Below are 20,342 nucleotides of genomic sequence, written 5' to 3' on the forward strand. Positions count from 1 at the left end.
AATGACAGCAAACTTTACTCCTCTTATTACTGCGCTTGAAGACGCGCCAATTTTAAAAAATGAACTGTGTCGTGTTTTTCATGGCCGAGGCCACAGCGTCGAAGCGTTAAGTCATATTAATTTAGACTTTTACCCGCCCAGTTTATTTTTGGTTTCGTACGACGAAATTGACGAGCAAACACTAAGCGAGCTTACCGATGTTGTGTGGCAGTGGGCACAAAAAAACCAGCCAGAGCTTATTAGCTCACTTGTGTATCAGCAACGTGCTGGCGTACAAAGCCAAAACACCGTGGTTTATGGGCAATTACCTAACCTGCATGTTGTAACCGAAAACGGCATTCGTTTTTTGGTTGATTTACAGAGCCGTCAAAATACCGGAATATTTCCCGATATGCGCAGCGGCCGTGAGTTTGTAATGGCTAACAGCAAGCATGGCAAAGTGCTTAATTTGTTTTCGTATACATGTGGGTTTTCGCTTGCAGCCATGCAAGGCGGGGCAGATCATGTAATGAACATGGATATGAGCAAAGGCGTGCTTAAAGTCGGCAAGCAAAACCATCAGCTAAATGGTTTTGAGCGCGGCGTCAGTTTTTTACCTCACGATATTTTAAAGTCGTTTGGAAAACTAAAAAAAGCAGCCCCGTTTGATTTAATAATAGTTGATCCGCCAAGCTTTCAAAAAGGCAGCTTTATATTAACTAAAGACTATCAAAAAGTGCTGCGCAGATTGCCAGAGCTACTTTGCGATACCACACAATTGTTATTGTGTGCTAATAGCCCAGAGCTTAGCGAAGAGGCGTTTAAAGCGTTAATAAACGAGCACACCCAAGGCGCAATTGAATTTGTTGAGCGCCTAGCCCCCACCGAGCGTTTTATTGAAGTAGACAGCAATAAAAGTTTAAAAGCGCTTGTCTATAAAATGTCACAAATACCTGCTTAAATGAAGCTCAGTAAACGCTTAACTGCCATTGATACATTAATTTCGCAGCATCACGATATTATTTGGGATTGTTGCTGCGACCATGGTTATTTAGGCATGGCGCTATTAAAGCGCGCAGCTGCAAGCCAGGTTATTTTTGTAGATATAGTCGCCACTTTAATGAACGATTTAGAAGCGCAATTATCATCTATTAATAAATTACAAAAAACCTGTGATAAAAATCCGCAGTGGCAGGTCTTATGTCAGGATGTAGGCAAAATTGAAATTGCTCAAAGAAAAAGCCAAGTAGTTGTAATAGCAGGTGTTGGCGGTGAGCTGTTGTTAAGTTTAGTACAACAAATTATTGCTAATAACGCAGTTGAGCATTTAAATAATGTTCGGTTTATTTTATGCCCAGTGCATCACACTTATAAGTTGCGAGTGGGTTTAAAACAACTCGGTTTAGGGCTAATAAGTGAACAAATAGTTTACGACAACAAACGTTTTTATGAAGTGATTGAAGTGAGCTTTAGTACCAATAATGAGATTAGCCATACCGGCAACAAAATGTGGGACTTTGCTAGTACAGAGCACGTTATGTACCAACGGCAACTCATAAATCATTATAATAAAATGCTCAATAAAGATAAGCCATACTATCAAAAAGTTATAACAGACTATCAAGAACTCACCGATAGTTAAAAAAGCCCAAAAGTAGGGCGTACATGTGATCTAATTACGACATTGACGACGTAATGTGTTCATAGTTTATATCGCACAACGCGAGTTTATTTGGTTTATTTATGTCAGATAACAAGAGTCACATTAATCATTTGCTTAGCAATGAGCAAAAATGGCAACACAGTTACGAGCAACCTATTTCTTATGCACCCCTTGTGCAATTAGCTAATAGTAGCTGGGTGGTGCCACAGCATTTTTTACGTTACAAGCACACGCTTGAAAGCGTAAACGAAGTACTTGAGAGTATTGAATTTTCGGCTCACTTTAGAGTGCTTGCTGCACAAAAAGGTGAAGAAATTTACCTGCAAGTAGCAGTACTGAGTCCTGATAACTACCAAAAAAGCGCATCTACTAATGAAGCCAAAGCTAAAAAACTATTATTTGGCAGACGTTGGATAGTAGAGGAAAACTTACCTACCTCAGAGCTTATTCAAACCGCATTTTTAGCGTTAAAAGTAGCGCGAGAACATGAAGTAAGAGAACTTTTTCAGTTAATGCAAAGCGGCGCAACAAGCACGCCATTTAATAACCATCACGACTTACCGGTAATGGCGCAAAACCCTGAACTTGTTAAAAGCGAAGCGGTTACAAGTAACGTTGATGAAGTGCTTAAACGCATTGTATTTGCAGGAAAAAGCATTGACCTTAAAAGGCAGCAGCAAGTAGCCGAGCAATATTTATATACTGTTGAGCTGTTGTGTGAGGATTGCCAGCTTAGCGAGTTTAATAAAAAAACAATTGCGTTTTTAACAGCAGATCCATCCGTTAATAGCTTTTTACACGGCTTAATTGCGGCATTGGTGGCCACAAGTAACGACTACGTAAACGAGCAGTTTAAATACAAAGGTTTTGCCCGCTTTAGTAAGCACGTTGCGGTTGAACAAATAGGTAACCTAAGTATCGCTATGCGCTCGCCAAGTACCGTAGGGCTTTGCTCTATGGGTAAGCAACATGCTAATCAGTTAAACTTTGAGATAGACAGTGGGCGAGCACCACAGGGCTGCGGGCAAGCTATTGGTGGGTTTTTAGCTGCTCACGGTATTGAGCAGCCAGAAAATGCACATTTATATCCAAGTTACTTATAACAATTTAAAGCTTATTAATTTCATCTTTAACGTTAAAGCTCGAATCAGTAACAATAGCCTCAAGTGTTTGTACACGCTCTTTTAATGCAAGCACTTGTGCGTTTGTTTCAGCTAATTGTTTATGGGCATCGCTGTTGTTGTTTTGCATTTTATGCTTAAACTCAAGATGCTTTTTATACATATCGTAAACTACTCCTGAGCCAACCGAAATTAGCACAATAAGTACAATCATCGTAGTTCCAGACATAATCTCATTCCTTATCATTTTATTATTCGTTTATGGTTAAAGTATAACCTTTAAGCGCTTTTGATAAAGCTGACAATTGTAACTTAATTTGTATACTTTACTTAAGCCAAGCTTTGAGCGTGTTCATCATTTATACACTTTAGATATTGTTTAATAGCTAGGGCGTGTTAATCTTTGTGGATTGAAATTTGTTCAATCTAGGGGCGATTAAATCGCGGCGCGAGGTTTGTAACCTAGTGGGCTAAGTAAAAACCGAGCAACAAAGAGTTAATTGTCCCTAGAAAGAACCCAAAGGGCAGCGCATGTTTGGTCTTTATGCTGCGTTATCGCCTATTTATGGGGGATAGCCACACTACATAGGCTCTGCCTTGCCTAATAACCAAACATACTGCTGCAAATTCAATCACCAAAGAACAACACGCCGTAATCACCATATAATAAACATACTTTAGCCAATACAGTGAGTTGCCATGTTAAATAATAAAATACCTCCCGTTATTGTTGTGCTGTTTTTTGCAGGCATAATGGCGCTTATTGCGCATTACAGTGTTATTGATTTCACCGCTTTTATTACCTACTTAGCAGCAAGTTTGGTCATTATTGGGTGTGTTTTTTGTATTGCAGGGGTAGCGAGCTTTAAAATAGCAAACACCACAGTAAACCCTAATAAACCTGAGCAAGCGTCAAAACTTATTACGAGCGGCATTTATAAAATTTCACGTAACCCAATGTATGTGGGTTTTGCATTTATTTTAGCAGGGTGGGGTATTTGGTTAAGCTCGTTGTGGGCGCTATTGTGTGTTGTTGGGTTTATTGCCTATTTAACGCTTTTTCAAATAATACCCGAGGAGCGTGCGCTCACTAAATTATTTGGCGAAGAGTTTAGCGCCTATAAAGCGCGCGTAAAACGCTGGTTGTAATCAATACCATTGACTTAAAAACCTGTAAACAAAAAAGGCTATCAATGATAGCCTTTTTTGTTTACAGCAATTGTATTACTAATTAATTGCGGCTTATTCGTATTCTAACGGGTCTGTAATGTTATTTAGTGCAAATGCTTCAAGGCGTTCTTGGCACGCGCCACATTTACCACAGGCCTTTTCACGGCCGTTATAACAAGTCCACGTTTGGCTGTAATCTAAACCCATTTCAATACCGTCGGTTAAAATACCAATTTTAGTATTGTTTAAGTATGGGCTAAAAATTTCTACCGCGTCGTAGTTAGCAATACGGCACACGTCATCCATTTTTTGCACAAATTCAGGACGGCAGTCAGGGTAAATAGCATGATCCCCAGAATGAGCGCCGTAATAAACTTTGCCAGCTTTAAGTGATACCGCGTAACCAACAGCAAGCGAGAGCAAAATCATATTACGATTAGGCACAATCGTACTTTTCATGCTTTCTTCTTCGTAATGGCCTTCAGGCACATCAATATCATCAGTAAGTGATGAGCCACCAATAAGTTGGTTAATCGCCGAAATATCAACAATTTTATGCGGAACGTTCAATTTTTCACACACACTTGCCGCTACTTTAAGCTCTTTTACATGACGCTGACCATAGTCAAATGAAAGGGCATATACATCATGGCCTTGTTGCAGGGCTTTATTTAGTACGGTAAACGAGTCCATACCGCCGGAATAAATAACAACTACTTTTTGCGTCATATCTGTTTTGCTCTTAGTTTTAATAGAGGTTTATATCAGGGCGCGATATACTACACGGCCGCAGCTTAAATAACAATTTTTGCACAGCGCTTTTTGGTTTTTTAATAGTAGCAATTTGGCTGCTAGCGTAGTAAGTGAGATCTCTTTTGTACAAAATTAATGAAGTGTTTGAAACCATTCAAGGTGAAGCTAGTTTTACCGGCACACCCTCAATATTTTTACGTCTGCAAGGTTGCCCTGTAGGCTGCTCTTGGTGCGACACCAAGCAAACGTGGGATGTTGATAATGTATATAAAGTATCGCTGGATGAAACCGTAGAAAAAAAGCCGACTCAGATCATTGGGCTAACGCCAGTGCAGAGCAAATTTTAGCGCTGTTTCAATCACGTGGGTATACCGCAAAGCATGTAGTAATTACCGGCGGCGAGCCATGCATGTTTGATTTAAATCCAGTATGTAACTTATTACACGAACACGGCTTTAGCACACAAATAGAAACCAGCGGCACGTTTGAAATACTCGCCCCAGAGCAAACATGGGTAACGGTATCGCCAAAAATCAATATGCGCGGCGGTTATGAAGTACTTACCAGCACCATGAAGCGTGCAAACGAGATAAAACACCCCGTTGCCATGCAAAAGCATGTTGAAGAGTTAGAAGAGTTATTTGCTAAAACAGGTGTTAACCCTAAGCTTGTTTACTTGCAGCCAATTAGCCAAAAAGTATCAGCAACCAAACTTGCAATCGACACCTGTATTGCCAAAAACTGGCGCTTATCAATACAAGTACATAAGTATTTAGGAATTAGTTAAAGCCAGCTTAAAGTTATATTACGTAGGTTGGGTAGAGCGAAGCTAAACCCAACGAATCTCCACTTCCACACCGTTTATAACAACGTTTATAGTATTTAAATACGTAGGTCGTGTACTTAGGTCGGATAAGCGAAGCGTCATCCGACAACCATAAAACTCATATCTTCTTCGCTAATAGCCATAACTAGTTTACTATGCGCGACTTAAAAATATTCCACTACTTACCACTAGGCTTATATGTCCGCAAACGCGCTTTACACCGACCTTTCTGATTACTACGACTTAATGTGTGCAGATATAGATTATCAAGCCCAAAGCAATTCTATTCACAGGCTGCACCAAATTTTTGGTAATGGCGCAAATACCCATCTCGATTTAGCATGTAGCACCGGCCCGCATGTACGCCACTTTATTGATTACGGCTATAAAAGTAGTGGGCTTGATTTAAACCAGCCAATGCTCGATAAAGCAAAAACTCGCTGCCCAGAAGCGCAATTTTCATTGCAAAACATGAGTGAATTTAAGGTAACCGAGCACGTGGACTTAATTACCTGCTTTTTGTATTCAATCCATTACTGCGACGGCATTAATAAGTTAAAAGAATGCCTTGCCAGCGTACACAGCGCATTAAACGTAGGTGGAATATTTTGCTTTAACACGGTTGATAAAAACAAAATCGACAGCGATTCATTTGTAGAGCATACAGCAACAAGCGAAAATAGCTTATTCACATTTCGCTCTGGTTGGCACTACAGTGGCAGTGGTAGCAAACAGTTATTAAAACTCAACATAGAAAAAACCACCGCAGACAAAACACTCGTATGGCACGACGAGCACCCAATGGTGGCTTTTAGTTATACCGAGCTTAAAGAAGCCTTAAAACCGTACTTCGAAATCCACATATTTGAACATGACTACGACAAAATAACCCCATGGGCAGAGCGCTCAGGCAACGCTATTTTCGTCTGCGTAAAAATTTAAGTTAAACACGTATGTTGGGTAGAGCGCAGCGAAACCCAACGAGCTCCAATACCCAAGCTCCCCAATAAACCGCGTTATATTTATTTGGAAACGTAGGTCGGACAAGCGAAGCGCCATCCGACACAGTAACTTATTTGAGTTTCGGCGAATATAAACAGCTAATTAATTATGATGTATGAAGTCAAGATTTGACCCTGAGGGATCCCCACAATTGCTAATGAGCTACAAGCACTCACGGCAATCCTTATTTAATTGCTTGAGTGCTTCTAAAAAAGTTTTCAGTTTTATTTTATAACCAAATTTTTCGAAGTATTGCGTCCCCAAACTAAAGCTAGACAGCACGTTTCTATTCTTTATCGTATTCGCCTGAAAGCTTCTATGCACATTCAATATTTTTGCCGTTAAACCTGCTAGCCAAAGGATAAAATTAGCAATTAATGCAATCAATAATGCGACATTCAAACGGCCTTTTTCATAGCTACGACAATGACGTAAGTTCAAACCATTACTCGTGTTTTTTAAGTCTCGAAAGGACTCTTCTATCTGCATTCGCTGGCTGTAAATTTTAACCATATCTTGTGCTGAATAATTAATATTGCACAGTGAGGTAAATAATAACCATGGCTCCGTGGCGCCTTTAGCATGTTTCAAGCTTACGCTGCAACGAATCGTTTTTCCTCGAAGATTTTTCTTTTTTCTTTGTTTAGGCTTTGATTTAAACAAGTAAAAGTGACCACTCAATGAATTGGCTTTAGCGAGTTGTGTTTCAAATAGATAAGCGGGTTTTGCTGTCGCTTTAGAATAAAGTGTTTTTACTGGTGACCAACACGTATCATCTTCTGGCTTTTGATATTGTGTTTGATGCCTCACCCTGCCTAAAAAATCCCAACCAAATTTAAGCACTAATTTAAACCAAGGGTTACGAAATCCTGCATCGGTAACGATGATCGGCTTGCAATCAGAAGGTAATATTGATTTAAGTGTTTTGAGGAAATCCTTATGCACGCTTTGCTTCATGTATTCACATTCACGAAAACTTTGCTCATAGATTGTCATTGCTCGACCTTTAACTGGCACTGCTGCTCGTAATAAATGAAACTCGCCACAAGGTGTTAACCCAGACCAATCAATCGTCACGCATGGGCGCCTAATTTGACCTATAACGCGGCGAGTAATTTCTTGGTAATAATGGTAGCGAGAATGCTGGACGCGAGGGTTGCCAAATAACCTATCTATTCGTTTAATATTGTGTTTAACCTTCGCATTGCTCTTTAGTTTTCGCCCTAAAGCAGCAATGGATAAGAACTTATGTTGGCAGAGTGTTTCTACAGCTTTCATTAATGTGCAGTGGTTACGCTTATCAATAATACCCGCTGTATTAGAAAAAGTTTTATGTAATAATTTACCCAAGTGCATAGTCGATTTACTCTGTAATTTCTTTGGTCGGAAAAAACATATAAGATCAAAATTGGCTGTGCACTTCAACTGTTTTTTAAGCTACTTTATTGATTTATAGTATCAAATTGTGGGGATTCGTCAGGGCCAAACCTTGACTTCATACGTTAAAATTATTAATCATTTGTTTGTCGTTTGATCCAGCTCTTACTTAATCGAAATATTTAATAACTAGCATAAAAAAAGCGTTGCCCTTGAGCAACGCTTTTCTGTATTTGTCTAATAGCTGGTAGTTAACTTACTCAGCCGTTAGCTTATTCTGCTGCAAGATAATCCAACACTACTTGATGATGATCTTTTGTTTTAAACTTATCAAATAGGTGTTTTATTTTACCGTCTTGGCCTACTAAAAACGTCAGGCGGTGAATACCATCGTACTCTTTACCCATAAATTTTTTGTAGCCCCATACACCAAATGCTTCTGCAATGGCATGGTCTTCATCGGCTAATAGGTCAAAATTAAGCTCTTTTTTAGTTTCAAAGTTTTTAAGGCGCTTAATTGGATCTGGGCTAATACCTACAACGCGGGTATTAAATTTAGCAAGCTGCGCTTGCTCATCGCGTAGGTTTTCGGCTTGTACAGTACAGCCAGGCGTTGACGCTTTAGGGTAAAAGTACACAAGCACTTGTTGCTCTTTTAACAGCTTGCTTAATGTTACTGTTTCGTCGTTTTGGTTTTGTAGGCTAAAAGCGGGTGCTGTATCGCCAGCTTGTAATGGACTAATTGTGTTCATGTTTAGCATCCTTAACGAATTCGTTTAAAAATATAATCTACGTTTAGCGTGTGAGAAAGGCTCTCAAAACTAATTTTAAATTGATCTATATCTACATCAACCGGTATGTTGAATTCAAGTTCACAACGCATTTTAATGTCGTCCTCTTGAGAGTAGGTATCTGATTTTAGTGAGCAAATGCTAATGTTGCTGTCGGCAAAAAAGCGCGTTACTTTACTTAGTGTCCCCGGTGTGTCGATCCCTGTGTATTCGAGGGTATAACCGGCACAAAATTCACTGGGTGTATGACTGGCGGTGCGCTTCATCATGGTAAGCAGGCCAAGTTCCATGGCTTTAGTAGGGAGTACGTGTTCAATACGGCTAATAGCTGACATGTCGCCATTGAGTAACATTATAAAGGTAAATTCGCAGCCTAAAATAGCGATACGGCTATCTATAATATTACAGTGGCAGTCGCTAACTAATTGTGTAAGTTCGCTCACAATACCCGGCCTATCTTCGCCAATAGCAGTTAACACAATTTGATGATTTGAAAATGCAGTCATGGGTTAAAATACCTAAGTTACTTGGATTATAACAACGCAATGGGCAACGCAACTAAATACACTTGAGAAGTTGCACGGCGGCGAAGTTTAACACAAAACACTCTTTAAACTACAATGCGGGCTAATTAAGCGCTTTTAAAGTGCGGTGTTTCTTGTTTTTACTGGCACAGGAAAGTACCATAGCTAAAATTTGCTTATTTGCACTTAGATTTTTTCTAAGTTGAAGTGCTGAACTTTATTGCAATTAGGCAGCCAAATAATAAATGTAAAGTTAATATTGATTTTACACTGAACCAAATCGGCATAACCCACTCATATACTTGTTAAAACAATTAAAGGGTATGCTAAGGAGAAATATCTGTGCAGTATTGGATCCCAAAAGCACTTGCTGTAAGTGTATTGGTAAGTTTATCAGGGTGTAGTGTATTTACTAACGATGCACATAATGAGCGTAATTACCGTACGCATGAGCCAGTTAAAGCGCCAGCGTCTCTATCGCAACCAGCCCAAGATCCCGTTTATAAAATGGATATAGGTCAGTACGATAATAATCCTGTGGCTACAAATTATCGTCCACCTGCTCAGGTTCTTACGGTAGCTAAAGGCAGCTGGGTTGAAGAAACAGATAAACTGGCTCGTGTTTATTTTGATAAAAATGATGGCATTGACGATTTAGATGAATTTGTTTGGGATTCAATTAAAGCTGTTTTAGCTGACAATAACGTAAGTGCGACCAAAGAGGATAAACTGTTAGGTGTCATTGAAACTGATTGGTATTCAATTATTAAAACAGAAGAAAGCTGGCTTTGGGGCAGTGACGAGAATGCTGATTTAGAAAAATTCAAGTTTACTATTGAAGAAAAATCACATCAGCGAACTGCGTCTTTACGTGTTGATTTAATTGATTTTAAAGGTGATAACGCATTAACAGATTTACTTAAGCAGCAATTAGAAGTACGCGCGCTTAACCAAGTAGTGAGTGAATTTGATTACCGTTACCGTCAGTTAGAAGTCGATTTACGTAAACGCCAAGGTATTATTTCACTTGAAATGGGCTTTGATAATAAAGGCAATGCGGCACTGGTGACTGAGCAATCTTACGATGCAGTATTTGACCGTTTCTCTGGCTTTTTAGAGCGTTTGTCATTCACTATTGTTGAAATTAACCAAGATACAGGTTTAATCACAGCTGATTATAAAGCGCCAGAGAGCAGCGTTTGGGATTCTATTTGGGGCGACGAAGTTACTCAATTACCTATTGATGAAGGGCAATACCAAATTTTAGTGAGTAAAACTAAAGAAGGTGGTACTAGCTTAACGTGGATGGATGATAAAGGCGAAACGCTTGAACCAGGTACTATGAACGGTTTACAACAAGCATTAGAAGCGGCACTCATTCAGCGCGGCATTAAAATTTAAATAAGAATAAATTTTTACTACAAAAAGAGCGCTAAGCTCTTTTTGTGGTTTTTATAGGTTAAAAATATGTCTCAATTACCGACTTCTACGCAGTACGATTGGCGTACTTGGTTTACGTTTTTAGTACCTTCACTAATTGGTGTTTTTTTGTTTATGACACCGGTTTCTACCGGTGAAGTAATGACCATTCCTATCGCTATGATGGCTAAAGCAATGCAAGTTTTTTTGCAGATTCAGCACAGGCTATTATTACGCTAATTATTTGCGCTACAGGCTTACTTTCATTCGTTGTAAGTGTATTTAAACCGCAAGTTATTTGTAAAATTCCACTTTTAAATCATTTATTCAACGTTAGTTGGATTTGGCTGGTTACGCGTTTATTTGGTACTGTGTTTGTGTTAATGACGCATTTAAAAGTAGGGCCACATGCCGTTATTTCTGAAAATACAGGGGCATTGGTGTTAAACGATTTACTGCCTGTATTGTTTTCGGTATTTATACTTGCTGGCCTGTTACTGCCTTTATTACTTAATTTTGGTTTGCTTGAGCTAGTTGGGACTTTATTAACGAAAGTTATGCGACCTTTGTTTGGTGTACCAGGGCGCAGCGCTGTTAACTGTGTGGCATCGTGGTTAGGTGATGGTAGCGTAGGTATTTTAATGACGGCTCGCCAATACGAAGATAAGTACTACACACAGCGCGAAGCCGCTATTATCGGCACTACTTTTTCCGCTGTATCTATTACTTTTTGTTTAGTAGTTATTGGCCAAGTTAAACTTGAGTACTTATTTGCACCGTTTTATTTAACGGTATGTTTAGCGGGTGTTGTGGCTGCTATTATTGTGCCTCGTTTACCTCCATTACGCTTTAAAAAGGATGTATTAATTGATGGCTCAAAGCCTGATGCTAACGCGGAGTTAGTTCCAACGGGTAAAACACTGTTTGGCCATTCTTTAGATGTTGCACTCGCTAAAGCAGATAAAGCCCCAGGTTTTGTCGGTACTGTTAAAGAGGGCGTACATAATGCACTGGATATGGTTTTTGCTGTGTTGCCAGTGGTTATGGCTGTGGGTACTTTTGCGTTAATTATTGCTGAATACACGCCAATTTTTCAGTATTTGGGGATGCCATTCATTCCGTTTTTAGAATTACTGCAAGTGCCAGAGGCTGAAGCAGCTGCACAAACTATTATGGTCGGTTTTGCTGATATGTTTATTCCGTCAATATTAGCAGCTGGTACTATTGAGAGCGATGTAACGCGTTTTATTATTGCAGCTATGAGTGTTACTCAACTTATTTATATGTCTGAAGTTGGTGCGTTGCTGTTAGGCAGCAAAATACCGGTTAATATATTTGAATTGTTTGTGATATTTATTTTGAGAACGTTAATTACTCTACCAATTATTGCTTTTATGGCGCATTGGTTAGTTGGTTAAATAGAACGATTTAATGAATTAAAAAGCCCTGATTAATCAGGGCTTTTTTGTATCTGTTGTATTTTTTATATTGGCGTTGGGCTTTTTAAACTCCTGTTTTGCAGAGAGTCTAATCAGCGCAATATTACCAATGATAATGGTAAAAACAACGGCGACAATAATTACAATATGCCAAGTTTGCATCGCAGTATCACTTAATATTTAGTACGTTTAAGTGTGACCGTTTCACGCTATAACATCAATAAAATAACTAAAAAATACAACCAATAAATTGCTTTTAAAAACGCCTAGCGATCGAAAGCGTTAAAAAATTAAGGCCTGGGTTTGGCTCTTTAAATCCTGCGTTTGAATAGTGAATAACTCTAAGTGCCACGTTGGTTTTTCCAAGGTCGGCAACAAGGCCAATACGGTCTTCAAACTGGTAGTGGGTGCTGATGTTTTTACCTGCAAATTGAGTTTCATCAATCAATGACACACCAATACCAGCTTCAACGTAAAATGGTGTGTTATTGAAACTAAACGCCGGAAACTGTAATACAGGCGACATGGCTAAAACTATGTTCGATTGTGTTTCATCGCCGTGCCGATATTCCCACATATTTACACTTGTCTCAAAATAAAATCGCGCATCACCAATGAGGCTTTGCATACTAGGCGCATGGTATTGGTAGGCTATTTTTACGCCATTGACATTACCTTCGCCTTTAAGAAAGTCTACAGCGAAACCGTGATCCGATTGGGCAAAAGCAAGTTTGCCAAAAAACGAAATTACTAATAAAAAAGAGATAAAAAATATTTTAAGTGACGTTTTCATAGATACCAATTCTGTTTAATTCAAAGTGATATCCAAATGATAAGGGCGAGCAGTTAACAAATTCAATGAGGACAAAATGCCGGTTGTTTATGAGGTGTTAATATAAAATAGTAACTACTTGAATTATATTTAGTTATTTTATTGGTGCTGTTTAGGCACTAATAAGTTGCTTATTTGCTTCTTTTTTATTGCGTATAGTTCGCGTAAATTACAATCATCTTAAGCACACAGACAAAACTTATTATGAAACTAATTAAACTATTACTGCTAGGCACTGCATTTTTAAGCAGTTCTCTTTTTGCACAAGAACAGCAATCCCCAGATCGACTTTTAGAATCAGTTGCTAATACGTTATTCGCCGATATAGGCAAAGTAAATGCAAAAGGGAATGCAAGTAAAGAAGCAATGTCTGAGGTTGTTGAAAAACGTTTAATGCCACATATTGATGTTAAGTTTGTCTCGTTTAAATTATTAGGTAAGCATATTAAAGGGATTGAGCGCGAGCAAGCAGTTCAATTTATAGATGCAGTAGAGCATTATTTAACGGGTACTTATGCTGGTGCATTAATGAAATACACGGGTCAAAAGGTTGTATTTGAACGTAATAATGCAATAAGCGATTCTGAGTATGCAACGGTTAATACACAAATTATTGAGCCTAATGCACCAACAATAGATTTAAGCTTTAAGCTTCGATTAGGTAAAAACAATGAGTGGAAAGTATACGATATTGTTGCTGAGGGTATTTCGTTATTAAGCGCTAAGCAAAAAGAGATTATTCAACGTATTTCAGATGTAGGTTTAGAGCAAGTTACTAAAGAGTTAAAAAATAAATAACGATTTTGTCTGGCTCTGATTAAGCCCAACTCCAACCTCAAAAACAGCCAAGTACTTATGTACTTGGTTGTTTTTATAATTTCATTTATTCATCGACTTTGCTCTAGCGTGGCGATCAAGGTGTGGTAGAATATCAGTTCTTTGATTAAGCGTGGTGTCAGCTAAAAACTGTTATAACTGACCACTTACCCGAGCTACACTGGAGTTGTGTTGTTTTAATGGAAAATGTACTGATTTGGCCAAAGGAATACCCGTTACTGATTAAAGGACTTGTAGAACAAAACGGTGCCTTTATTTTAGATGCGTTAGAAGCTTGGCCTGCTTGTCGTTCTACTAATGAAGATGATGGTGTTTGCACCACTGTTTTGCCGCCTATTTATTATTTGGCGTGGCTAACTCCACTTGAACCTTTTGAAGAGTGCTTTTTTCAACATATTTCTGAATATGACGAAGATGCGCAAGCGTATATTAGTGCAGTTAAAAGCCACTACTACGATAATGAATATACCCCTGAAAGTTTAGTGCTAATGCTTTGCGAGCGATTAGAGCAGTACGCAAGTATTGCCACGCAAAATGATATTAGTACGCCTCTGTCGTTACTCGGTTTGTTTTTTAGTAAGCGTTATTTTACGTTAATTGAACATGCCTTAAATAATGGCAGTAAACTCTCTGCTGTTGACACGCTATCACTCTGGAAAGAAGTTGATTTTAGAGAACGCTTAAGTGCATTTATTCCAGAGTCTATTGCTGATTTAGATGTGCTTTGTGAACTTGCTAGCGAAAAAGTGGCAACGGGTAAAGACTATTTTACGTTGCTTACGCAGGTATCTCCTGACGTTGATTCTGTTGTTCTTTTAGAGAAAGCTTTATTAACTCACTTGCGTAAAAAAACAGCCAAACAAACCATGGCTATGCGCTTTATTGAACAAGGTGCTACCGGTGTTCTTGCCGATGAAAATAATAAAACAGCATTTATGTGGGCAGCTGAAAAAGGCTTTGTAAATGTTGTGGAAACATTACTTTCAAAGCAAGATAAAAAAGCGGCTGACAATTTAGGGAATACAGCATTACATTATGCTGTACTTGCTAAAAATGAATCATTAATGGTGTTGTTACTTAAAAGTGGCTACGACTTTAGAGCGCGTAACAACGAAGGGTTAAGCTGCTACCGTTTGGCCGTTAATATTAAGGCTAATAACTTAGTTAAATGCTTAGAACGTGACTTTGGAATTAAAGAGTTGTCGCCTGAAGGTCAATTTGATCGTATTAAAAAGGTGCATGCTTTACATGCTATTGTGACGTTGTTTTTACCGTTACAATTGTTTTTCTTTTTGATGAAACAATTACTATAAAAAGCGAACTAACGCTTACGTTAACCATGATTGCAGTGGTGTGTTTTTTCTTTGCAACCACTCTAAAGCGTTGTGCTTTATATCCTCATATAAAACACCCTTGGGGTTTGTTTATACTTAGGGTATTTTCTTTGGTTAGTTTAGTTGCTCAGCTGGGTTTAGCTGGTATTGTGACCCTCACTGCTTTGAGTGATTTAGTTTAGCTAATGCCAACCTATAAAATATTTGAATAAATTGACCTTATATAAGCAGGTTTTTGTAAGTGTAAAAACAGTCAAATTATTTATAAAAAAAACCGTGTTTAATTAACTTTAAACACGGTTTTTTTGCTTATGGTTTACGCTATTTATTGTGCTCGTTTGCCGCTTTTTCTTCTGCAAGTTCTTCTTTAAGTTTACGGATTTTTAAACCAAGTTCTTGACCGCGATGCCGTGCATAATATGTACAACCAATAAACATGGCGGATGCAAATACAAGCTCCAATAATACCCATATCAGTTCAGCTGGCGCTGCCCAGAGCATGGTAAGCCCGTGAATAAAATACAGCATTACAATAAAGTTAGCCCACGCATAGGTGTAAGTGTTGTCTTTAATAATGCCTCTTAGTGGCAGCAGTAACGGAATGATGGGCAAAAATAAAGATACTAAGCTCGCATTACCGTTTAGAGGGGGTACAAAATACATCCACAATGGAATTAGAACAAGCAAACCTACATAGCCAAATAGTGCGGCACGTTGAAATTTTATTGTAATTGGCTTTTTAGCTGGGTTGTCAGCTGTATTCATTTAAGTTTTCTCGCAATGTGAGTAAGGCGTTTACCAACGCTTTGGCATATTTTAATTTCGTCTTTGCTTAGCTGTGCACTGTTAGCGCTGCCAGCGACGTGTGTTGCACCGTATGGTGTTCCACCGGTTTGTGTTGCAAGTAGTTCGGGCACATCGTATGGCACGCCCAGTAGCATCATGCCGTGGTGTAATAATGGCAGAGATAAGTTAAGTAAGGTTGCTTCATTTCCACCATGCATACTACTTGATGACGAAAATACACACGCTGGCTTATCGATTAGTTGGCCTTTTAGCCACAAGTCGCTGGTGGTTTCCCAAAAGCTTTTTGCTTGAGAGGCCATCATGCCAAATCGGGTTGGCGTGCCAAATGCAAGGCCATCGCAATTAATTAAATCATCTTTGGTTATTACGATATCGTGTGCGTTTTTAGCTACAAACGTGCGAAGCAGTGCAGTTGCGCCTTGTTGCTCTACTGACTCCGCTATTTCATGTGCCATAGCTTCAACTGAACCGTGGCTAGAGTGATAAAGTACCACTATGGTTGTGCTCATTATAAAACGCTTAATACGTTTGCGGGTGGACGACCAATAGCAGCTTTACCGTTGTTAACAACAATAGGGCGCTCAATCAGTTTAGGGTTTTTTACCATGGCATCAATAAGTGCATTTTCGCGCGTTTCATCTTTTAGGTTAAGCGCTTTGTAGTCATCTTCTTTGGTACGCATTAGTTCACGTGCCGATGAAAAACCAAGTTGGCTTACAAGGGTTGAAATTTGCTCGTGAGTCAGTGGTGTTTTTAGGTATTCGACAATAGTTGGCTCTACAGATTTACTTTGTAATAAGGCAAGTGTTTCGCGTGATTTAGAACAGCGCGAATTATGGTAAAGAGTAACAGACATAAAATGTATCCAAATATTAAGTTTCGCCTATTTTAGGGCAAGCGCTTGCAGACTTAAAGCCTTGCAAGCTCTTTTTGTAAACGACGATATTGGGTAAGCAAGGCTTTTAATCGTTGCTGCTTTACAAGTTCTGTTGATTCTACGAAGTTAAGTGCTTTTTGGATTTCGTCAGCGGCTTTTAAATAAGCACCATATTGCGATAATACATCGGCATTAGCCTCGTGGTAGGCTGCTAGTTTATCTTGTTTTTTATAAGTGTCGGCAAGTAATTGTTTACCTAGGCTATGATCTGGCTTTTCAAGTAAAAAACTCTTAAGTATGGTCTCTGCTAATTCATATTGTTTAGCTTCCAGTGCCGAATTAGCATAATTAAGGGTAATTACTTGGTTATTAGGGCGGTAATTGTTTAACTCGGCTAAAAATTTAACCGCTTCATCGGCTTTTTCTTGCGCGATGAGTAAGTCGGTCTTTGCATCTATGTAAAATAGGTTTTTAGGATCACTTTGTAACAGTTCATCTAATATAGGTTGTGCTTCGTCAAGTTTTTTCTGATCGAGCAAACTTATAGCTAGGCCATATTTTAATGCTGTATTACCGTAATTTTTTTCACGCATTAATTTTCTAAACAGTGCTTCAGCGTTTTCAGGCTTATTGTCGTAGCGAGCTAGTACTCTGCTTTTTGCTAAGTTAAAATTAAGACTCGGTGTTAGGTAACGCACCGGAAATTGCTCAGCACGCAAGCGCACATCAGATACTCGACTTTCAGGCAATGGGTGAGTTAATAAAAATGCAGGTGGCTTATATTTGTAACGAATTTGTGCGGCTAGCTTGGTTAAAAATTCACTTGATGCACGGGCATCAAAGCCTGCATTGTTTAGTGTTTGCATGCCTATACGATCAGCTTCTTGCTCGGCTGAGCGGCTATGGGTTAGCTGGCTAAAAGCTGATTGTGTTTGGCTCGCTGAAATAATAGCAATACCTGCATCAGGTGCAACAACCGTTGCCAATATACCGGCAATCATACCAGCAATGGTCAAGGCACTGTTATCTTGTTGCTGCTGTATTCTACGTGCTAAGTGGCGCTGTGTTACGTGAGCAATTTCGTGCCCGAGTACCGAGGCAAACTGGCTCTCGTTATCGGCTTGAGCAATTAAGCCTGTGTGTACGCCAACGTGTCCGCCATAAAATGCAAACGCATTAATTTCAGGGTTGTTTATCCAAAAAATGAAAATGGAAAGCGTACGCCATTAGCATTTGCTACAAGTTTGCGGCCAATCGTAGTTAGGTACTCATCAAGTACAGGATCGTTAATTACTGGCGATGAGCCTCTTATTTGCATCATCATTACTTCGCCAATCGCTTGTTCTTTTTCGAGTGGAAGTGCTTGTAATGCTGACGTTCCTAAATCAGGAAGTGTAAAGTTAGTTTGCGCCTTTAAAGGCTCACCTACTAATAGGCCAAATGTAAGTGCGGCACTGCATAAAGTCATAAAGGCTGATTTTAGCTGCATTTTATTCCTTGTTTATTGGTTCACCAATAGCAATTTTGGCAATGTCTATTTCGTCACTACTTGCACGGCTGTCTTTTTCGCACAATTGGTATAGTTCTTTTATTGTGACTCCATCAAGCTTTACAACGTTCAATTCGCGCTGCAAAAAAGTAATAATTTTATGAACTACTTTGTGTGCATGTAATATAAGTGCTTTATCAGCTTTGTCGCCACTTTCAAAATAAAAGCCAACAAATTTATGTAATTGGTTTATTCTGATCAGGCTTTTCATTGAAATAGGATCCCATACTTTAAATTCAACAAAGCGGTTTCCTTTTATATACTGATCTATGACTACGTCTTTTGCATAAGGTTGCGCCCAAAGTTCAAAACCGCGGTCGGTAAACACTTGATGAAGTGCTATTCGAGGCTTATTCTTGGTATGGATTTCACCTAAGTTATCTTCATAGCCTTCTAATAAGTCTAAATTCCAGTTGCGTTTATTAATAAGCTGTTTAACAGCGTTGTCAAAACCATGCTCTAATATCCCCTCAGATTCGCTGACTGAGGAAGCAACTAAATGATAAAAAGGGGGTAACTCCCCCAATTTATTTGCTTTTTAAACCAATTAATCTCTTTGAGTGTTGGATTACTTGGTAGTTGCGCTTTATTATGCGTGCCAGGCATTAACTTATCCTTACTACTAACTATGGTATACAGGATAAACCATTGCAGGGGTTGTTTTAAGAAAAAGTTACATTTGTTCACGTGTTATAAAAATAAGACCGTGATTATGTGACTTATTATTCATTTTAATAAATTGGTAAAGCGAGTATGTTACAACAAGATTTGCGAATTTATAGGTGTCCTCAACAGTTTATTCAGTTTAAATTGGGCTTGCGTAAAGCATTATCATTACAACAAAGTATCACTTTTAGTTTAAATAACGATGAAAACGTTGATGATATAGAACGATTTTTGAAAAAATATGCTTATAGTTACAATTTAAATAAACAACAAGGGTTGTTATTAGTGGAGCCATTACGTGTTTGAATATGTAAAAACATGGTACGAAAGAAAGTTTTCGGATCCTCATTCGGTTACCTTATTATTTTTATTATTGGCATCGGTTGCCTTACTTTATTTTTTTGGCTCTTTAATAGTGCCAGTACTGGTTGCTCTTGTAATCGCTTATTTACTTGACTGGCCTGTACTTCATTTAGAGCGCTTTGGTTTAAAGCGTTTTACAGCAACGGTTATTGTGATGTTGGTATTTACCGGCATTATGCTGACGCTTATTTTAGTTATAGGTCCGGTACTTTGGCAACAAACAAGTAATTTAGTACAAGAAACCCCACACATGGTAGAGCAGGGGAAGTCTTACTTGTTGGCTTTACCCGAACAATACCCTAGTTTGATTAATACTGAGCAAGTACAAGCAATTGTTGCAACAGTAGAGGCTAAAGTTATTGAGTTTGGCCAAGTGGTGTTGTCGTTTTCGCTTACTTCTTTAAAAGATGTGGTCGCTTGGTTAATTTATTTGGTACTTGTACCGTTACTTGTATTTTTTATGCTTAAAGATAAGTTAGAGCTTACAGGAAGCGTAGCTAAACTCATTCCCCAACAACGACGCTTAATTTTGCAAGTATGGAACGAAATGAATCAGCAAATCATGAATTATATTCGCGGTAAAGTGTTTGAAATTTTGATTGTTGGTGGTGTGTCGTTTATTGCATTTACCGTTTTAGATTTACGTTATGCGGCGTTACTAGGTGTGTTAGTTGGTTTTTCTGTGTTAATTCCGTTTGTGGGTGCTGCTCTTGTGACTATACCCGTAGCGGCCGTGGCGCTATTTCAATTTGGCCTAGAAACGCAGTTTTGGACTATTTTAATTATTTACGGAATTATTCAGGCGCTTGATGGCAACGTACTTGTGCCACTGTTATTTTCTGAGGCGGTTGATTTGAATCCGGTGTTTATAATTGTCGCAGTATTATTTTTTGGTGGCTTATGGGGATTTTGGGGAGTGTTTTTTGCCATCCCATTGGCTTCATTAGTAAAAGCGCTAATAACAGCCTGGTCGTCAACCCATGAAGAGTTAAGTAACCAGAGTTAAGGTTAGG

19 protein-coding genes and 5 pseudogenes are annotated in these 20,342 nt (G+C 38.8%); 12 read left to right on the top strand and 12 right to left on the bottom strand.

Annotated features, from left to right (window positions below):
- Position 1 precedes the first annotated feature (1 nt).
- From P4S65_RS10840 to P4S65_RS10850, 3 genes are all read left to right on the top strand, one after another.
- Positions 2 to 940 (top strand): class I SAM-dependent methyltransferase, encoded by a 939-nt coding sequence (locus tag P4S65_RS10840; RefSeq protein WP_337120137.1) that lies wholly within the window; start codon positions 2 to 4, stop codon positions 938 to 940.
- Entirely contained in the window at positions 941 to 1,621 is a 681-nt protein-coding gene (locus P4S65_RS10845) for a tRNA (adenine(22)-N(1))-methyltransferase TrmK (protein ID WP_337120138.1), read from the top strand. It abuts the gene before it with no gap.
- Positions 1,622 to 1,722: 101 nt separating this feature from the next.
- Positions 1,723 to 2,745 carry a hypothetical protein gene (locus P4S65_RS10850; protein WP_337120139.1) on the top strand — a complete coding sequence of 341 codons (1,023 nt, stop codon included), beginning with the start codon at positions 1,723 to 1,725 and terminating at the stop codon, positions 2,743 to 2,745.
- A 4-nt stretch (positions 2,746 to 2,749) separates the two neighbouring features.
- On the opposite strand, the gene P4S65_RS10855 is transcribed toward P4S65_RS10850, so the two are convergent.
- Positions 2,750 to 2,992 carry a hypothetical protein gene (locus P4S65_RS10855; RefSeq protein ID WP_010553668.1) on the bottom strand — a complete coding sequence of 81 codons (243 nt, stop codon included), beginning with the start codon at positions 2,990 to 2,992 and terminating at the stop codon, positions 2,750 to 2,752.
- A gap of 470 nt (positions 2,993 to 3,462) precedes the next feature.
- On the opposite strand from P4S65_RS10855, the gene P4S65_RS10860 reads away from it, so the two are divergent.
- Positions 3,463 to 3,912: a methyltransferase family protein gene (locus P4S65_RS10860; RefSeq protein ID WP_008134192.1), complete on the top strand. Its 450-nt coding sequence runs from the start codon at positions 3,463 to 3,465 to the stop codon at positions 3,910 to 3,912.
- A gap of 93 nt (positions 3,913 to 4,005) precedes the next feature.
- Here P4S65_RS10860 and queC read toward each other — a convergent pair whose 3' ends face one another.
- Positions 4,006 to 4,662, bottom strand: a complete 657-nt coding sequence (queC, locus tag P4S65_RS10865) for a 7-cyano-7-deazaguanine synthase QueC (RefSeq protein WP_008136967.1) — start codon at positions 4,660 to 4,662, stop codon at positions 4,006 to 4,008.
- A 146-nt stretch (positions 4,663 to 4,808) separates the two neighbouring features.
- Here queC and queE point away from each other — a divergent pair.
- A pseudogene (gene queE / locus P4S65_RS10870) lies at positions 4,809 to 5,473 on the top strand (7-carboxy-7-deazaguanine synthase QueE).
- A gap of 237 nt (positions 5,474 to 5,710) precedes the next feature.
- Positions 5,711 to 6,454, top strand: coding sequence for a class I SAM-dependent DNA methyltransferase (locus P4S65_RS10875; protein ID WP_337120140.1), 744 nt, complete (start codon positions 5,711 to 5,713; stop codon positions 6,452 to 6,454).
- Between the two features lie 222 nt (positions 6,455 to 6,676).
- Here P4S65_RS10875 and P4S65_RS10880 read toward each other — a convergent pair whose 3' ends face one another.
- The 3 genes from P4S65_RS10880 to P4S65_RS10890 all read right to left on the bottom strand — a co-directional run bounded on the left by P4S65_RS10880 (position 6,677) and on the right by P4S65_RS10890 (position 9,188).
- Positions 6,677 to 7,870, bottom strand: a complete 1,194-nt coding sequence (locus P4S65_RS10880; RefSeq protein ID WP_337119363.1) for an IS4 family transposase — start codon at positions 7,868 to 7,870, stop codon at positions 6,677 to 6,679.
- 293 nt (positions 7,871 to 8,163) lie between these two features.
- Entirely contained in the window at positions 8,164 to 8,643 is a 480-nt protein-coding gene (gene bcp / locus P4S65_RS10885) for a thioredoxin-dependent thiol peroxidase (RefSeq protein ID WP_337120141.1), read from the bottom strand.
- 11 nt (positions 8,644 to 8,654) lie between these two features.
- Positions 8,655 to 9,188, bottom strand: a complete 534-nt coding sequence (locus P4S65_RS10890; RefSeq protein WP_007375924.1) for a glycine cleavage system protein R — start codon at positions 9,186 to 9,188, stop codon at positions 8,655 to 8,657.
- Positions 9,189 to 9,548: 360 nt separating this feature from the next.
- Here P4S65_RS10890 and bamC point away from each other — a divergent pair, with 360 nt between their 5' ends.
- Both bamC and P4S65_RS10900 read left to right on the top strand, forming a co-directional pair.
- On the top strand, positions 9,549 to 10,607 hold the full coding sequence (bamC, locus tag P4S65_RS10895; RefSeq protein ID WP_008136468.1) for an outer membrane protein assembly factor BamC: 1,059 nt from the start codon (positions 9,549 to 9,551) through the stop codon (positions 10,605 to 10,607).
- 66 nt (positions 10,608 to 10,673) lie between these two features.
- A pseudogene (locus P4S65_RS10900) lies at positions 10,674 to 12,043 on the top strand (YjiH family protein).
- A 36-nt stretch (positions 12,044 to 12,079) separates the two neighbouring features.
- On the opposite strand, the gene P4S65_RS10905 reads toward P4S65_RS10900, so the two are convergent.
- Together P4S65_RS10905 and P4S65_RS10910 are read right to left on the bottom strand one after the other, a co-directional pair.
- Positions 12,080 to 12,226, bottom strand: a complete 147-nt coding sequence (locus P4S65_RS10905; RefSeq protein WP_081824590.1) for a DUF2897 family protein — start codon at positions 12,224 to 12,226, stop codon at positions 12,080 to 12,082.
- A 94-nt stretch (positions 12,227 to 12,320) separates the two neighbouring features.
- Entirely contained in the window at positions 12,321 to 12,857 is a 537-nt protein-coding gene (locus P4S65_RS10910) for an acyloxyacyl hydrolase (protein ID WP_096792816.1), read from the bottom strand.
- A gap of 243 nt (positions 12,858 to 13,100) precedes the next feature.
- Between P4S65_RS10910 and P4S65_RS10915 the strand changes: the two genes are divergently transcribed.
- A complete protein-coding gene (locus P4S65_RS10915; protein WP_096792817.1) occupies positions 13,101 to 13,694 on the top strand; it encodes an MlaC/ttg2D family ABC transporter substrate-binding protein in 594 nt (197 codons plus the stop codon).
- Positions 13,695 to 13,912: 218 nt separating this feature from the next.
- Positions 13,913 to 15,249: pseudogene (locus P4S65_RS10920) on the top strand (ankyrin repeat domain-containing protein).
- A 139-nt stretch (positions 15,250 to 15,388) separates the two neighbouring features.
- Here P4S65_RS10920 and P4S65_RS10925 read toward each other — a convergent pair.
- From P4S65_RS10925 to P4S65_RS10945, 5 genes and pseudogenes are all read right to left on the bottom strand, one after another.
- On the bottom strand, positions 15,389 to 15,832 hold the full coding sequence (locus P4S65_RS10925; protein ID WP_007375917.1) for a DUF2069 domain-containing protein: 444 nt from the start codon (positions 15,830 to 15,832) through the stop codon (positions 15,389 to 15,391).
- Positions 15,829 to 16,383: an NAD(P)H:quinone oxidoreductase gene (wrbA, locus tag P4S65_RS10930; protein ID WP_007375916.1), complete on the bottom strand. Its 555-nt coding sequence runs from the start codon at positions 16,381 to 16,383 to the stop codon at positions 15,829 to 15,831. The genes P4S65_RS10925 and wrbA overlap by 4 nt, the downstream gene beginning before the upstream one ends.
- Positions 16,383 to 16,730: an arsenate reductase (glutaredoxin) gene (gene arsC, locus P4S65_RS10935; RefSeq protein ID WP_033038470.1), complete on the bottom strand. Its 348-nt coding sequence runs from the start codon at positions 16,728 to 16,730 to the stop codon at positions 16,383 to 16,385. Before arsC ends, wrbA begins: the two co-directional genes overlap by 1 nt.
- A 53-nt stretch (positions 16,731 to 16,783) precedes the next feature.
- Positions 16,784 to 18,240, bottom strand: a pseudogene (locus P4S65_RS10940) (M48 family metalloprotease).
- 1 nt (position 18,241) lies between these two features.
- Positions 18,242 to 18,906 (bottom strand): annotated as a pseudogene (locus P4S65_RS10945) (hypothetical protein).
- Positions 18,907 to 19,053: 147 nt separating this feature from the next.
- On the opposite strand from P4S65_RS10945, the gene P4S65_RS10950 reads away from it, so the two are divergent.
- Together P4S65_RS10950 and P4S65_RS10955 are read left to right on the top strand one after the other, a co-directional pair.
- Positions 19,054 to 19,272 carry a hypothetical protein gene (locus tag P4S65_RS10950; RefSeq protein WP_008135566.1) on the top strand — a complete coding sequence of 73 codons (219 nt, stop codon included), beginning with the start codon at positions 19,054 to 19,056 and terminating at the stop codon, positions 19,270 to 19,272.
- A complete protein-coding gene (locus tag P4S65_RS10955; RefSeq protein ID WP_008135569.1) occupies positions 19,265 to 20,335 on the top strand; it encodes an AI-2E family transporter in 1,071 nt (356 codons plus the stop codon). The genes P4S65_RS10950 and P4S65_RS10955 overlap by 8 nt, the downstream gene beginning before the upstream one ends.
- The last annotated feature ends 7 nt before the right edge of the window (positions 20,336 to 20,342 follow it).

This window comes from Pseudoalteromonas sp. B131b (assembly GCF_037162545.1).
GTDB classification, from domain to species: Bacteria; Pseudomonadota; Gammaproteobacteria; order Enterobacterales; family Alteromonadaceae; genus Pseudoalteromonas; species Pseudoalteromonas fuliginea.